The 15,714-nt window shown below is 58.1% G+C and carries 13 protein-coding genes and 3 pseudogenes; all 16 read right to left on the bottom strand.

The annotated features are described in order from the left end of the window. Positions 1–246: 246 nt before the first annotated feature. The gene (gene noeB / locus PZL22_RS30550; RefSeq protein ID WP_127701860.1) at positions 247–1,908 is read right to left on the bottom strand and encodes a nodulation protein NoeB; all 1,662 of its coding nucleotides are present in this window, start codon (positions 1,906–1,908) and stop codon (positions 247–249) included. 6 nt (positions 1,909–1,914) lie between these two features. Continuing rightward, complete coding sequence (noeA, locus tag PZL22_RS30545; protein ID WP_088196073.1) at positions 1,915–3,345, bottom strand: nodulation protein NoeA; 1,431 nt, start codon at positions 3,343–3,345, stop codon at positions 1,915–1,917. Continuing rightward, positions 3,323–3,538, bottom strand: coding sequence for a hypothetical protein (locus tag PZL22_RS30540; protein ID WP_088196072.1), 216 nt, complete (start codon positions 3,536–3,538; stop codon positions 3,323–3,325). The genes noeA and PZL22_RS30540 overlap by 23 nt, the downstream gene beginning before the upstream one ends. A gap of 196 nt (positions 3,539–3,734) precedes the next feature. Continuing rightward, positions 3,735–4,286, bottom strand: a complete 552-nt coding sequence (nodL, locus tag PZL22_RS30535; protein ID WP_088196071.1) for a nodulation O-acetyltransferase NodL — start codon at positions 4,284–4,286, stop codon at positions 3,735–3,737. A gap of 199 nt (positions 4,287–4,485) precedes the next feature. Beyond that, positions 4,486–5,558: pseudogene (locus PZL22_RS30530) on the bottom strand (heavy metal translocating P-type ATPase); the annotation flags it as partial. Between the two features lie 58 nt (positions 5,559–5,616). Then, a complete protein-coding gene (gene ccoP / locus PZL22_RS30525; RefSeq protein ID WP_284718748.1) occupies positions 5,617–6,486 on the bottom strand; it encodes a cytochrome-c oxidase, cbb3-type subunit III in 870 nt (289 codons plus the stop codon). Between the two features lie 3 nt (positions 6,487–6,489). Then, positions 6,490–6,642 (bottom strand): CcoQ/FixQ family Cbb3-type cytochrome c oxidase assembly chaperone, encoded by a 153-nt coding sequence (locus PZL22_RS30520; protein ID WP_046067137.1) that lies wholly within the window; start codon positions 6,640–6,642, stop codon positions 6,490–6,492. Between the two features lie 12 nt (positions 6,643–6,654). Continuing rightward, positions 6,655–7,386: a cytochrome-c oxidase, cbb3-type subunit II gene (ccoO, locus tag PZL22_RS30515; RefSeq protein ID WP_088196053.1), complete on the bottom strand. Its 732-nt coding sequence runs from the start codon at positions 7,384–7,386 to the stop codon at positions 6,655–6,657. A gap of 11 nt (positions 7,387–7,397) precedes the next feature. Further along, positions 7,398–9,017 (bottom strand): cytochrome-c oxidase, cbb3-type subunit I, encoded by a 1,620-nt coding sequence (ccoN, locus tag PZL22_RS30510; RefSeq protein ID WP_284718744.1) that lies wholly within the window; start codon positions 9,015–9,017, stop codon positions 7,398–7,400. A gap of 312 nt (positions 9,018–9,329) precedes the next feature. Further along, positions 9,330–9,784 (bottom strand): annotated as a pseudogene (locus PZL22_RS30505) (pyridoxamine 5'-phosphate oxidase family protein). Positions 9,785–9,864: 80 nt separating this feature from the next. Next, positions 9,865–10,500: a helix-turn-helix domain-containing protein gene (locus PZL22_RS30500; protein ID WP_127702041.1), complete on the bottom strand. Its 636-nt coding sequence runs from the start codon at positions 10,498–10,500 to the stop codon at positions 9,865–9,867. A 78-nt stretch (positions 10,501–10,578) separates the two neighbouring features. Next, positions 10,579–10,923, bottom strand: a complete 345-nt coding sequence (locus PZL22_RS30495) for a transcriptional regulator (protein ID WP_284718747.1) — start codon at positions 10,921–10,923, stop codon at positions 10,579–10,581. Between the two features lie 104 nt (positions 10,924–11,027). Then, positions 11,028–11,642, bottom strand: a complete 615-nt coding sequence (fixJ, locus tag PZL22_RS30490; RefSeq protein ID WP_088196049.1) for a response regulator FixJ — start codon at positions 11,640–11,642, stop codon at positions 11,028–11,030. After that, positions 11,635–12,619, bottom strand: a pseudogene (locus tag PZL22_RS30485) (PAS domain-containing sensor histidine kinase); the annotation flags it as partial. The pseudogene PZL22_RS30485 and the gene fixJ, both read right to left, overlap by 8 nt. Positions 12,620–12,934: 315 nt before the next feature. Then, positions 12,935–13,627: a flavin reductase family protein gene (locus tag PZL22_RS30480; protein ID WP_127584950.1), complete on the bottom strand. Its 693-nt coding sequence runs from the start codon at positions 13,625–13,627 to the stop codon at positions 12,935–12,937. A 1,083-nt stretch (positions 13,628–14,710) separates the two neighbouring features. After that, positions 14,711–15,637, bottom strand: a complete 927-nt coding sequence (nodD2, locus tag PZL22_RS30475) for a transcriptional regulator NodD2 (protein ID WP_046067437.1) — start codon at positions 15,635–15,637, stop codon at positions 14,711–14,713. Positions 15,638–15,714 lie beyond the last annotated feature (77 nt).

The raw sequence follows: 15,714 nt of genomic DNA, 5'->3' as shown, positions 1-15,714 counted from the left end.
AACGTTTACTTGTAGGCGCGCAAGCTGCCCTAGGTTCGATAGCGCGGAGATTAGCTCTTTCGCAAGCTGAGAGCGATTGACCCTGCCCGCAAGTTTATCCAATTTTCGCTCCAGCCGTTTCGGGTTGCGCATTCGTAGCGGCGAGTTGCGGTGCGGAGCCATTTCGGCTGCGCAGAAAGTGTGTGGGCCGTGGGGATACTAATGGGAGCCCGCTGAAGCGATGAGTCCGCGGATGCAGGCGAGGGATCAATGGGATGCGTCAAAGTCATGCATCGGCACTATAGCAACGTGGTCTGGGTCGGTAATGGGTGCGTACACTGCTGGATCGTCAGATTTACCCTGCATAGATCCTACTACGGTCGGGGCAACCTCTGATACATTGCCACGGAACAGAGAAGCGTTTAACCACTGGACCGAGTGTAGCTTGTAGTCCGTACCCGTCGCCACGCCCGGCTTTCTGACCGCGTAAAGAGCGGAATAATTGTCGACGTAATCCCTCGGAGACATAGTCTCGACATTTCTACCCGCAGAAATACGTGAGCCGTGGTCGCCATGAACGACTATCGTAGCGTCCTGAAATCTCTTATCGCTGAGAACCACATTAAAGAACTTATCTAGTTGCTTGGCGAGACACAGCGTCTGAGCGAAGTAGAATCCATATTCTTTCACCCGCGCTTCATCTAGCTCTTGACCTGCCAACCCGCGGACTTCCGTAAGATAGGACCTCTCAACCCAACGGTTCGTTGGTTTGCAATCTTTGTTGTAGACCGAGGGACTATGCGGAAATAGAAAATGTGCAAAAAAGGCGTTTCCACGACCTTTATCTAGAATCATGTTCTGAAACTGTCCGAGCCAGTAAGGGAAGGCTAGTTGGTCGTAAGATCGCGGGTGCCATTCTTGTAGTGCCGTTTCCTTCGTCTCCAGCAAGTTGGAGGCCACCAAGCCAACGGCTGCCATTGCAAGGCTTTGCCTGTTTCCCTCGACCAGCGCCTTAACATCCGCCAGCGAAGCGGAAGCGGGTGGAACGTCCCGGTATGGGCCGCCCTCGGTCCGCTGCCGTTGAATAAATCTACTTCCGTCAAATGATGCAAAGGTGTGACAGTCGACTAGTGCTTCAGTTTTGCAGAAATCAAGATGAGCAGACTGGAAGACATTGACGGATAACCCTTGTCGATGCCACAGATTGAATAACGACAGTTCCTTGAACTTTGTTACCTCCCCCGGGTAGGCATAATGCGATCTATCGCCGGGAAAATTATAAGAATAGTCCATGTTCAAGGCGGCTGGTACTGAAACCTGAGTCAGAATGTGGCGACTGAAAGCCTTGGAATGGAGCCGAAACCCATGTTTCTGGAAAACCCGCGACAATGCGGCTTTGGCTTCTGCTCCATGGGGTAATCTTGTGTCGATCCCGGAAATGCCGATCATTTCATCAGTTACGATATAAATCACGGCCGGCGCGGGCTCTTCGGCGCTCGCCTCAGTAATCAAGCCGCGATCAAGAACTGTAGAGCCCAGTAGGGCTACGGCAAATGCGGCCATCATACGGGGCACAGCGGCCATGAGTTTGAATAGGATAAGAATAAGTACAACCAGTCCAGCAAACGCCAATGCGGCGGCGCCCTCCATTCCGATGTGGTCTGCTAGTCTCCAGAAAACACCGTATGAAAGATCGCCAAAAAGGAAAAGGGTAACGGCGAGGGTGCCTGCTGTTACGACGTTGCCAACAGCTCCCCTTTTATAGCAAAAGGTTGCAATCATGCCCAGGGCGAGCCCAATTATGGCAACACAAGCGATGACGGCGTACCCTGCATCGCTTCTGGGGTCAATATACACTCCCTGAAACGCGTCAATGATCGGGCTAAGCAAGATTACCAGAGGTGATAGCAGTAAGACGATTCGCTTCATTTCTGCTTACTCCGATCTTTCGAACGTGTACAAAGTTCGTTTGCTGCCAGGTATCAAGTGCTTGCTCACCACCCGGGCTTTCTGGCTGAGCGCGCTTGCAAAAGTTTCTTCGTTGTAGTCACTGAAGATGTCCTCTCGACCCGCCAACATGCGTCGCACAGTCTCGTCCTCCTTCGGAACGAATTCGATAATGCCCTTTGGTGCAACTTGGGTCACCCATGCGACAACCTCGGCGAGAGGAACGTTGTGAGCAATTGCCAAATGATGTTCGAAGGCTAGCGCCAGAACAGCATCTGCCGAAAACCTTGAGCTGAACCCTTGGCGCTCCCGTTCGCCCCACCCTTGGCTCGGCGATGGATTACGTGCATCAAGGTAGAGTGGAAGAAAGTTCTGTGATGTCTGAACTGACCGGTCGAACGCGGCGTCGAGCGCGTGCGGGTCGAAATCAAAGCCGATCGCCTTCTCTGCACCATTCTCCAAAGCTACGTAGCTAAAGTCACCGGTATTACAGCCAAGGTCGATTATAGTCCGCGGCTTATGTTGAGCGACAAACTCTGCGACGTACTGCCCTTTATCGCTTCTCTGGGTAGCTGTGTACGTGTTGTTCGCAGCGTATCCTTGCCAAACCGATTGTTTTCCAACATCAACTTTCAGTTCGCTAATCCAGCTGTAAAGTTGGGCGAGCATGGCGCGGAAGGCATCCTTGGGAAGCCGTCTCGCACGAGAGTCTCCAAGGTCTACCTTGGTCTGCGATGTCCTAGATGACTGCAGCTTTGCAGGCAAAATGATATGCATGAACAACTTGTGGGAAAACCAATGTCGGGTACTCAGCAGCTTTACGAAATCCGCACTCGGCACCCCTTCGAGATTGCCGCGATACCAGCTGTGATGCGTGATGTCGAAAACGGATCGTAGTAACAGTGGAACGAGGAACTGCTCACAAAACTGCTTATGTCCATACCAAAGCTGTCCATCGCGGTACGGCTTTATCGACAGATGATCGATGAAAGTTGGTCGTGACCCTTCAAACTGAACGTTATAAGCGGTCGCATCCGACAGGCAAAAACCCTGATCAAGTAGATCAAGCTGCAGTTGAAGATGAAAAAGCGCCGCCGCCTTCAATCCAGCAAACGACCACTCGTATGGGTAGGTGATTTGCTCCAGGAGGGGATGCTGCAGAACTCGGGCAATACTCCCTTGAAAAAGCTGATGAAGGCTCGGCTCCGCGTCTGAGAAGTCGACGAGTCGCCCTTCATCCACGAGCTGTCGCATTACTCTCTCAGCACTGGCAAACTCGATTGCAGCAGCCGTATCCATTGTCCGCAGAATGCGATCCTGGAAGTGGAAGACTTGACCAGAGGGATCTCTAAAGGAACCGGCGACGCGTCCGGGTCTCGGTGCGGCCGCGACCAACTTACTTTCCGCCATTCTTGCCATTGTTCTCCCGGCCTAAAACAGATCTGACAGCCCATCTGATCTTATTCCAGTATCCGGAGACAGCTGCTCCGCCGATCGCCAACGCACCGATCAAGCCCTGAACGAGCATGCTGCCCGTGCCGGGGTCGAGATATGCATGAGCTGGCACAATAGAAAGGATGAGAAATCCCACAACACTCATAATTATCGGCATCGATATCCCCTTCGCATGTTGGTTGTTATTCAAGTTTTAACGGTGGTCAATTTCCTGTGCCTTCAGTGGCTGGTCCTGATTCTGTTGCGCCCCGAACGTACGCATGGAAGCGTTGCGGCCTCAGCACAGGATACTTTCGGCTGAGCGCCTAGAGAGCTCGAGCCATCTGGCAAGCGCGCCACCAAGGAGCCGAAGGTCAGCCCCTTACCCGAGCTGGGCTTCCCATTACTTTTGCGCCCGCAGGGACGTCGCGCGTGACTACGCTGCCCGCGCCAACGACCGCATGATCGCCAATGCTCACGCCCGGGAGGATGATCGCGCCACCACCAATCCATACGTGCTTGCCAATGCGGACAGGTCGCCCGAGCTGCAGCCCCGCCTGCCGCTGCTCGGGGTCATCCGGATGATCGGCGGTATAGATCTGCACAGCGGGCCCAATTGCGGTCCCATCGCCAATCGTCACCTTTGCCACGTCGAGGATGACGCAGTTGAAGTTCATATAGGCGTGGGCTCCGATACTGATGTTGAAGCCGTAATCGCAGTGAAAGGGCGGACGGATAACCGCTCCAGGCCCAACCTCGCCTAGCAGTTCGCGGAGGAACAAATGCCACTGCTCGGCGGAGTCGCCCAAAGTACTATTGTAGCGCTTCAGCCAAGCCCCAGCGGCCAGCAAGTCGGCTTGGATTTCTGGATCCGCTGCGTTGTACATCTCGCCTGCGAGCATCTTCTCTTTTTGAGTGCGTGTCATCGTCTCCTCTCAGAACGTCTTTGATGGTTGATAGGGGGTTGCCCGATGTTGACTATTGCATCGCCTTGACTATGCCCGGCGTCTTTAGCGCACGGGCCCGCACTCACTTGAATTCTTTCGCCTTGTCTCCTATCGAGCACACTTGATGATTAGTAAAATCGATTGTTTGGATCACCTTCATCCGCGCGGTGGATGACACCCGCTTAGCGCCCTCCCCGCCTTCGGCCGCCTCCATCAGCCCCATGATCTCGGCAAGGAAGGAGTTGCGCGCGTTTGCCGTCGCCCGGAGCACCAGCGGGCCGGTAAGGTTGAGCGTGCCGGCCTCGACCGCGTCACCCGAGCCGACCGAAATCGGCTCGCTCTCGCCGTTGACCGAGCGGTCCAGGTCGCTGGTGCCGGATACCACGCAGCCGTCGACCGGTATTCGTTCGCCTGCAGCGATCATCAGTCGCTCGCCGGGTTCGATCTCACTGACGGCGCGATATTCCGGCGAGCCGTCGGCATGCAGGACTGTCGCGCCACGCGGCGATAACCGTGCGAGGCCCGATCGCGGATCGTGCGCGGCCGCGCATCATATGGTCGAGCGTCCGGCCGATGAGCAGGAAGAACAGAAGGGTCACGGTCGCGTCGAACCAGGCATGCTCCCCATGGCCGATCGTCTCGTATAGCGACATGGCATAGGAGAGAGTGACGGCAAGTGCGATCGGCACGTCCATGTTCGTCCGCCCGTGGCGGAGCGCATTCCAGGCGGACTGATAGAAGAAGCGGCCGGCGGTAGATCAGCGTCGGCCCTGCGATCATGGCCGAGACCCAGTGGAAGAGATCGCGTGTGGCCGCGTCCGCACCCGACCAGACGGACGCGGAAAGCAGCATGATGTTGGCCGCAGAAAAGCCCGACACCGCGACCGCACGGATCAACTGCTTCAGAACGGCATCCCCTTCCCCCTCACCGTGCGTGAAGATGTGCGTCTCGTAGCCGCGCTCGCTGATCGCGCGCACCAGTTCTCCACGGTCGCTGCGCTTTCCAGCGACCTCTGTTTCCAGACGATCGAGACGCGGCGGGTGGAGAGATTGACGCGCGCCCGTTCGACTGTTCGACTTGGCTCTTTCCCACAACGCCGTCTCGATGGTCGTGATGCAAGCACCGCAGTGAACGCCGGGCACGCTGAGATCCGTCTGGCGAAACCCGCCTCCAAGTGCCCGGCTCGTCAGCCAAAGCTCTTCGGAAGAAGGGAGCCACTGACCCGCCCGCGGCAGTGAACAACTGCACAGAGGGAAGTCGCTGCGCCGGCCACACCGCTCTCGTTCGGCCGACGGGATCTCGTATCCGCTACTCGCCGCCGCCTAGCGAATGGACGAAGACCGCAAGCTCTTTCACCACCGGATCGCCGATGCGCTGCAACCAGGCTGGCATGACGCCATGCTTCGGCGATTTCATCTGATCGATGATCGCCTGCTCGCCCTCGCCTTTCAGCCAGATCGCATCGGCGAGGTTGGGTGCTCCCATCTCACGGTTTCCTTTCGCGTCCGCTCCATGGCACGAGGCGCAGTTCTCGGCGAAGAGCTGCTTGCCGGGTTCCACGAGCGCCGGGTTGGAGGGTGTTCCGGTGAGGCTGGCCACGTAGGCTGCGGTCGCCCGTACCTCGCGCGGCGCCAGCATGTCGGTAAAGGCCGGCATTTCCGAAACGCGCGTCTCTCCGTCTCCGCTGTAGCGGATGCCATGCGCAATCGTTTGGTAGATCTCCTCAGGCTTGCCCCCCCAGAGCCACTCGTCGTCGTTCAGGTTCGGGAAACCTTTCCCGCCGGCCGCACCCGACCCATGACATTGTGCGCAATTCACCTTGAAGGCAGATGCACCGGCCGTGATCGCGAACTGCTTCAGTTCCGGGTTGGCCATGATGTCCTCGACCGCACTCGAAGCGATGCGCTCAAGGTTACCTGCCTGAGCTGCCTTCGCTTCGGCCAGTTCCGCACTGACCTCGGCGCGGCTCGAATAGCCGAGCATGCCCTTGGTCGCCTCCGTCAGCATAGGCCACGAGGGATAGGCGATCGCATAGCCGATCGCCCAGATGATCGTGGCATAGAAGCTGTAGACCCACCAACGCGGCAGAGGATTATTGAGTTCGCGGATGCCGTCCCATTCGTGTCCGGTGGTTTCTACGCCGCTGACCTCGTCGACGTGCTTGTGCTTGTCGGCCATGGATCAGTCCTCCTTTAACGGGATGACAGACGCCTGAGCGGCAGCGTTCTTGGCGCCTGGGCGGAAGATGAAAAAAACGACGCCGAGGAAGAACAACGCCATGGCGAGCAATCCCCAGCTGTCGGCAAAATGGCGCATGGCCGTGTAGGTTTCCATGTTGCCTCCTTCTCAGCGATAACCGGTGGTGTCGTCATAGGTGGAGAAGTCGACGAGGGTGCCGAGCATCTGGAGATAGGCGATGAGCGCATCCATCTCGCTCAGCCGCTGCGGATCGCCGTCAAAGTCGCCGAGCTTGGCTTTGGGGTAGCGTGCCTCCACGCCGGAAGCATCGGCATCGGGATCCGCCTGGGCCTTTAGGTCGGCCGTCGCGTTGTCGATCATCTCATCAGTGTAGGGAACGCCGACCGCCCTGTTCGCCTCGAGGTTCATGGCAATATTCGTCACCTCGAGCGGAGTTTCCTTCAGGAAGGCATAGCTCGGCATGACCGATTCCGGCACGACCGAGCGAGGTTCGATCATGTGCTGCACGTGCCATTCATTGGAGTAGCGGTCGCCGACGCGGGCGAGATCCGGTCCCGTCCGCTTCGATCCCCACTGAAACGGGTGGTCGTACATCGACTCCGCCGCCAGTGAATAGTGGCCGTAGCGCTCGACCTCGTCTCGGAACGGGCGGATCATCTGGCTGTGGCAGACATAGCAGCCTTCGCGAACGTAAATGTCGCGTCCGGCGAGCTCCAGCGGTGAATACGGCCGCATGCCCTCGACCTTCTCGATGGTGTTTTCGAGATAGAAGAGCGGTGCGATTTCCACGATGCCGCCGATGGAGACGACGAGCAGCGAGCCAACGAGGAGCAACGTGGCGTTCCGTTCGAGTAGCGCATGTTTATCGAGAATGGACATAATCTGCCCTCCTATTCCGCCGGTGCCGGCAGCGGCGCGGCATCCAGGGCCGCGGCCTCATCGCGCACGCGGCCGTGGATGGTCATTGTTACGTTGAAGGCCATGAGGAGCGCGCCGGCGAGGAACAGGGCACCGCCCGCGGCACGCATGACGTAGTACGGGAACATCGCCGCCACCGACTCCGCAAAGGAGTAGACGAGGAAACCCTGATCATCGTATTCGCGCCACATCAGCCCCTGCTGGATGCCCGCTACCCACATCGTGGCGGCATAGACGACGATGCCTAGGGTCGCGAGCCAAAAGTGCCAGTTGACCATTTGCAGGCTGTAAAGACGCTCCCGGTTCCAGAGCTTCGGGACCAGATAGTAAACGGCACCGAAGGTGATCAGGCCGTTCCATCCGAGGGCGCCGGAATGGACGTGACCGATGGTCCAGTCGGTGTAGTGGCTGAGCGAATTGACGGTCTTGATCGACATCATGGGCCCCTCGAAGGTCGCCATGCCGTAGAAGGCAACGGCCATCACCATCATGCGGACGACCGGATCCGTACGGATCTTGTCCCAGGCACCGGAGAGCGTCATCAAGCCGTTGATCATGCCGCCCCAGGAGGGCATCCAGAGCATGATGGAGAAGACCATGCCGAGCGTCTGCGCCCAGTCCGGCAATGCCGTATAGTGCAGGTGGTGGGGACCTGCCCAGATGTACATGAAGATCAGCGCCCAGAAATGGATGATCGACAACCGGTAGGAATAGACGGGGCGATTCACCTGCTTCGGGATGAAGTAGTACATCATTGCCAGAAAGCCGGCGGTCAGGAAGAAGCCGACCGCGTTGTGGCCGTACCACCATTGCGTCAGCGCGTCCTGGACGCCGGCGAAGGCCGAATAGCTCTTGGAACCCAGGAACGATACCGGCACCGCCAGGTTGTTGACGATGTGCAGCATGGCGATCGTCACGATGAAGGCGAGATAGAACCAGTTCGCGACGTAGATGTGCGGTTCTTTGCGCATCAGGATCGTGCCGAGGAAGGCGACGAGGTAGGCAACCCAGACGATCGTCAGCCAAAGATCGACGTACCATTCCGGTTCCGCGTATTCGCGGCTTTGGGTAATGCCGAGCAGGTAGCCGGTCGCTGCAAGCACGATGAAAAGCTGATAACCCCAGAAAACGAACCAGCCGAGATCTCCGCCGAAGAGGCGCGCTCGACTCGTGCGCTGAACCACATAGAAGGACGTGGCGATCAGTGCGTTGCCGCCGAACGCGAAGATCACGGCCGACGTGTGGAGCGGCCGCATGCGGCCGAAATTGAACCAGGGCTCCACGTTGAGGTCCGGAAAGGCAAGCTGAAGGGCGACGACGACGCCGACGAGAAAGCCGACCACGCCCCAGAATACCGTGGCGATGACGCCGTACTTCACGACCTCGTCGAAATATTCCGTCTCTCCGGCCCGGCGACCCGCGGCAGCCGGACGGAAATCAACACGGCGCAGGAGCACCAATGTGCCGCCGAGCAGCACGAAGAACAGCACCCACATGTGCGCGCCGAAAAGGCGGTCCTGGGCGAGGCCGGCTCCGACCAGCGCCAGGAAGGCGCCGACGGCAAGTACGACCATCTCGACTGTGTGTTTCATGGTTGGGTCCCAACTCTCGCTAATCGCTGACTGGCGTGTGCGCGACGCGCCAAACTGTTGCGAGAATTGCCAGAGCCCAGCCTTGGGCACCTTGATCCAGATCAAGTGCTTTGGAACTCGCGACACATGCTAGCAGGTTGGTCAAAAAGAGGCCGGACAGCGGTACGGACAAAGACGTCACGAAGGGCCCGGAAGGCTGCCGGCTTGGGCTCTGGGATCGGCCGAACCACCCGAGCTGCAGCAGGAAAATACAAGCAATGGAAGCTGAGGGCGGGAGGACCGTTGGAGGGGATCGCCTTCGCGTGGGGGAGACTATAACTCACCCGCGCAGGCTGCCCGGCCCGTCATCTCGTCCATCTTTACGCAGAAGAAGATGTGCGCAGACGCCCCTCAGATCTCTTGTGGCACAGGTTTGAGGTCGCCTGGTTCCCACCAGTTGGGTTTCTTTTCGAGCAGGTACCAGGCGTGAATACGCTCTGGTGGCAGCCTTGCGTCGCCGGTAGTTCTTGGTACCTGCCCGTCACGACCACGCTCTTCCATTGGCGATTGCTGGCAAACTCGGCAATCTGCAGCGACACCTTTGGGTTGCTGCGCATCCAATCGATTTTCTGGCCGGGCATAGAGAAACAGTAGAGCCTGTTGCCCGATTGCGCATAGGTGATCGGCACGATGTAGGGCTGGTCGTCCCTACAGCATGCCAGCCGCGCAAGATCTCCAGCGGCGGCGACGCCTTGGCATTCCTCACGAGACATTACCCTCACGAACATGTCTCGCTCCGTTTCTGGAGTAACGGGCGCCCGCCAGGAAGCCGAAGAGAGGGCCCGCTTTCGCGGCCCCTCGGACAACCTCAATTGCAAAGCGAGCGCAGCGCGTCCGGCTTCATGATGTCGATCGTCCTTGCGTCCCTGAGCGCGATGACACTACGCGCCTTCAGTTTTGTCACCACGCGCGACACTGTTTCGATCGTCAGGCCGAGATAGTCCGCGATATCCTGTCGCGACATGGGCAAGCGTAGCTGCCTGCCTCCGCCCTGACGTTCGCAAAGATCGACGAGGAATGCGGCAATCCGTTCCACGGCACATTGCCTGCCGATTACCAGAAGATGCTGCTGAGCCCGTGCCATGCCGGTCAAGGCGAGCGCGAGAAGCTCCCGCGAACGCTCCTGCATATGCCGGCGGCCAAGAATGGCCAGTGTTGTTTCCGTGATGGCTTCGGCAAAGAAAGCATGGTTGGATCCTGCTTCGAACCCGAACATTTCGCCTGGGAGATGAAAGGATACGACTTGTCGGCGTCCATCCGAAAGGAGGCGGTAGATACGCACGGCTCCGGTCGAAACCTGATAGCACTTGTCGTTCAGATCCCCCTGCGCATAGATCTCGCGCCCCGGCTTGTAGGTGGCTACAAGATGCGGCCCAGACATTGGTGCCGGTCCAAGGTGTTCGACCTCGATGGACTGTGGTTTGGCTTTTACAGCGGCGTACATGGATTATCCCCGTTCGATGTGGGGACAGATTGCCAACTCGCGTGATTTGGAGAAATTGGGTTAGATCACTAAGGGGAACTACTTAGCTGCCACGACCAGGCTGTTGATCACGCCGAGCAGGTCGGCACCGGTGAACGGCTTCGTCAATGTCGCGTAGTCCTCACGTCGCTGAAGGGCCGACAGGCCATCAACCAGCAGTATGGCCCCGCCCCCCCGATTGCTAAGGAATTGCGCGGCGGCCTGAGGCTCGGATCTTAGTATGTCGTCGTCAACAATCGCGCAGAGCGCCAGCCGGGAAGCATCTTCGGCTGCCCGCAAGGTGTCGTACGACTGGGTCGCATATCCTTCGACCTCAAGCGCGAATGCCACGGACCGCCGGAGGCCCTGGTCCGCTGCGATGACGATGATGGTTTTCGCATCCAACAATTTCAGTCCCGCGCAATGTGACGTGCATCTCCCCGCAATGAGCCGGTATTAGACCGCTTGCGGCAACGCACTGCATTGCGCGAGATCAAATCAGCAGAAAATCAGAATGGACCGAAACCTGCAGCGAGAGCCATGCGAACGAGATGGGGGAGGCTCTTCGCCTTCATCTTGGCCATTACATTGGCGCGGTGCACCTCGACGGTACGCGGACTGATGTCCAGATCATAGGCGATCGACTTGTTGGGAAGGCCCGCGACGACTGCCGAGAGCACCTGGCGTTCTCTCTCGCTCAGCGTCTGGAGCCTGGCTCGGATATCGTTGGCATCGTCCACATCGGCTTCCGCAGCCACCAGATGTTCAGACGCCCTCTCGATTGCCTCGATGATCACGGTATCCTCGAAAGGCTTCTCTATGAAGTCCACCGCCCCCGCCTTCATCGCCTCCACCGCCATGGGCACGTCGCCGTGCCCGGTAATCACGATCGACGGTAGATTGATCTTGCGATCGCCGAGATTGCGCAGAAGCTCTACGCCGGACATGTCCGGCATTCTCAGGTCCGTCACGAGAACCCCGTTTCTGACGTCCGGCGCGAAAGCCAGAAAGGCCTCGGCCGATTGATGCATTTTCACGGCGAAACCGTTCATTGTCAGCATGAATGCCAGCGACTTCCTGACCGGCTCTTCGTCATCAACAATGTGCACCGTATAATCAGTCATTTGCAACGATCCGTTCATCTAGATAGGCGGGAAGCGTGAACCGGAAAGTGGCTCCGCCGGCCTCATTTTTCGAAACAGTCATCTCTCCGCCGTGCGCCTCGACGATCCGCTTAGAAATGGACAGCCCGATGCCCATTCCGCTTGCCTTGGTCGTGACGAACGGCTTGAAGAGCTGACCGGCGACTTCTTCCGGAATGCCTCCGCCGGTGTCTTCAACGACCACTGCTACCTCGCCCGGATCGGCCGGCATCGTGCGGATCGTCAGTTCCCGGCGGTCGACGTGGCGCATCGCCTCGATCGCGTTGCGCATCAGATTGATGAGGACCTGCTGCACCTGGATACGGTCCACCAATACCATTTCGGCACCGGGCAGATACTCGAATACGGTGCGGACGCCCTGCTCGCGCGAACCGACCAGAGCCAAGGCCGCGGCCTCCTCCACCAGCTTGCGTATATCTTCCGGAGCCTTTTCCGTCTCGCCCTTGGTGACGAACTCCCTCAGGTGTTTGATGATCTGACCGGCCCGCAACGATTGGCTCGCGATTTCTTCGACCGCGCATTCGTGCTGCAACGGCATCGTCCATGTCACGCAGGAGCCTCGTACAGCCGTGCGAATAGTTGGCGATCGCCGACAAAGGCTGGTTCAGCTCATGCGCAAGCGTCGACGCCATTTCGCCCATCTCATTTAGGCGGGCAAGGCGCGCAAGTTCAGCTTGTGTCTGCTCGAGCCTTGCGGCAGACTCCTCCCGCTCCGTCAGGTCTGTGATGAAGCCGGTCAAGAATCTCTCACCGCTCGATCGCATCTCCCCCACGGCGAGCTTCATCGAAAACGTCGATCCATCCTTCCGCTGCCCGGAGACAACGCGATCGATACCGATAATGCGCTTTTCCCCGCTTCCCATATAGCGCTGCATATATCCGTCGTGTTCCGGGCGGTAGGGTTCCGGCATCAATATGCGCAGGTTTTGGCCGATCATGCTAACTGGCAGGTTAGTGATACTATCTTGCTAAGGCCGCCGAGCAAAACCCTAGGCCAACATCCCGCCAAGGACAAACGAGGGTCATTCGTTCTCTCGCGCTGGTCTATCGGCAGCGGAACCTTCTAGAGCAGTGTCAACGGCGCTGTGAGGCATCGCGACCAGTTCAATAGAAACTCGGAACAGTACTCCATATAGTAGAGCAATCGGTGCGGAGCTAGGGTGTCATAGTGATGAGCAAACGCTCTAGATGTGCAACCTGAACAGGTTACCCTCGGTCAGGCCGAGTCTGTGATTGTACCCCGCCGCTTGCCCCTAAAGATCGAGCAGAGAAAACCAATCGTGGACGCTCAGTCCCAATTGTTCGAGGTGGGATGCGAGCGTCTTTGCTGGGTCACCGCCCCCGGCGCTGCAACTCCGAAGGGACAGATTATCGTCGCCCAATGGAAAAAGCGCGCCGTGGCGCTCCAACACCGCGACGGCGCCGACCTCTCCGCCCGCTGCAGAGGAATTGGCCTTTGCCGCGACTTTCGGAGCGAAGTAGTCGCCGCGAGCATAGCCCAGGCCATTCAAGCCGCTGCTCTTGAAGGCTGTCACGCGACCGACCATCATGACATGGTCGCCCGCCTCGATAACATCATGCATCGAACATTCAAACCACGCCGCCACCTGCGCGAATATCGGACAGCCGTTCGGACCCCTCGCCCAGTCGACAGCAGCGAAGCGATCTTCGGCGGGGCGGGCAAATTTAATGGACACATCCTTTTGCGCCTCTGACAATATGTTGATCGCGAAGTGCTCGGCTGCGGTCATTGTCGAGTAGTCGCGCGCAGTCTTGGCAAGGCAAACGAGCAGCAGCGGCGGGTCCAAGGATACAGACGTAAAGGAATTGGCAGCGAAACCAACCGGTCTGCCCGCCGGATCGCTGGCGGTGATGACCGTCACTGCGGTTGGAAACGCTCCAAACGCCTCGCGCAAAGCTCTCGGGTCGAAAACGTCCGCCTTCATGTCAATCCCTCCTTGCGCGCCAACCATTCTGCCATCGTCGCATAGACGGCTTCTGCAGGCAGTTTCACCATTTGCCGCCGCGGGTCGCCAACGATAGGGCCGTTCTGTCGACTTGAGACGTCCAGCACTTCCCTGCTTATTCAAGCGGCCATCGGCGCCCTCTCTAGATTATATCTTATGGTATGCCATATTATGTCGCTGTCAAGCGACTCTTCAATGCGGGACCTGATGCCCCGACGAAGCGCCTGACCGCGTTGACAAAAAATTTTGTAGGCGCTTCAAATTGGCGCCGAGCAGCGGGCGGGCAATTTCTACCTACGACGAACATTTTGTTCAGTGAAATCGACGCACTTATTCCTCTAGCGATATCTCAGTGACAGAATTAGAACTTCGGAATGCTCCTGGGAGAATGAGGCTGAATTCCGCTCCCTCCCAAGGAAAGTTTACGTTCGGTGAAGCGGCTGCGAACCAGATAATTCAAGCCACGCGATGAGGTCCCAGCTCGCCGGTGGACGCGCTGCCCTGTCGTGAAGCAGGACGTTTGATTCCTAGGAAAGGGCGATCGGCAAGGTCGGGCCTAGTAGTGTTGAGCAAAGGCATCGCAAGGCTGTTTGAATCAATAGCCTGTTCGGCAGCCGCCTTTTTTGGCGAGGTGTGACCTCTGCTTGTCCGGGCATTTTGCCTCAACCGCGGCTATTGCTCGTGATGCTCTCGCAGTCGCGTGCAGCTCTCTCCTTGAGCATCAAATTAAGCTCAGTGAACTATAGAGTGAGCGCAAGCGTCGAAACCGGCTTCTCGAACGCGTGAATTCTGTTTCTGCATCAGCTCATTCTGGCAGCGACGGAAGAAGTCCTGCCCTAGCATGAATCTCGCGTGCTCCATGTTAATGTCCGAAGAACCGGCCCACGTCGGTGGCGCCCCTTGCCAGGCGGCCTCCTCCGTACGGGCATTTACCGGCTTGTAGGCGCTTCTGGCCCGGCCTTGAAGATGACAAGGCCTGACGATCAAGCCTGTCGGCGGATGCATTTTGATCCCGTGACGTACAGTCTCGACGAGAACTCAGTTAATGTCGCTCGGGGACGCCTAAGACATTTCTCCCTGAAATTCGCTGCGCGAGGCTTCCTGCAGGAGTATCTCCCGCATCCAGATATTTCCGGGATCCTTGTTGTGGAGGGCGGGCCACTGGACAGCCTCAGTGAACCAGAGGGGTGGCAGCGGGTGTTTGACGATCCGCAGGGGTATCGTTTGTTCGAAATACTTGACCAGGCGCAATGGAATAATGGCTATACGATTGGTGCCCGGCAGCAACGGCGGAATCAAGGTAAAACCTGGCACGACAAGTTCGACACGTCTCTTGAACCCGTGCTCCAGTAATAGCCATTGCTCGAAGGATGGCTTCAACGCACGCCCGAACTGGGCTGCAACATGCCCCATCGACATGTATTTCTCGAAAGAGAGTTCCCCTAGCAACTGCTCATTCGTCGGGCAGCCGACGCACACGAGTGCCTCGGCAAACAGCTTCGCTTTGGGGTGCGCACTCGACATGAACAAGTCCGGAAGAACTAAAAAATCGACATCACCGCGCCGGAGAAGCTCATAGGGATCGTCGTCTAGCGGCAGCAACTCGAAGCTGACACCGGGGGCCTCGCGAGCCACGCGCTCCACAACCCTCTCAAAGAATACGAGTGTCATGAAGTCCGAAAGGATGATCCTGAAACGGCGATCCGACTGGGCTGGGTTGATCGGATCCCAAGCAATGACGGAGAGCTGAATGTGCAGTAAGGCGTCGCGCACGGCCGGGGCAAGTGCCTCGGCACGCGGTGTCGGGATAAGTTCGCGGCCCTGCATCGAAAACAGCTCGTCGCCAAAATAGGTGCGCAGGCGCGCGATAGCCGCGCTCATGGCCGGTTGACTGAGCTTGACCCTGCGTGCGGCGGCCGTGAGCTTGCGCTCGGTCATCAGTGCGTCGAGCGCGACGAGGAGGTTTAGATCTAGGCCCCTAAAACGCATGTGCGGTATCCATAGCGCAGATGATTGTTCCCAAACAATCGATTTTCACACTCCCATTAGAGAACCCTGAAGTTAAC

It is taken from the genome of Ensifer meliloti (genome assembly GCF_030064585.1).
GTDB lineage: Bacteria > Pseudomonadota > Alphaproteobacteria > Rhizobiales > Rhizobiaceae > Sinorhizobium > Sinorhizobium meliloti.
The sequence above is the reverse complement of the archived record's forward strand: the minus strand, read 5'-3'. Positions and strand labels throughout refer to the sequence as shown.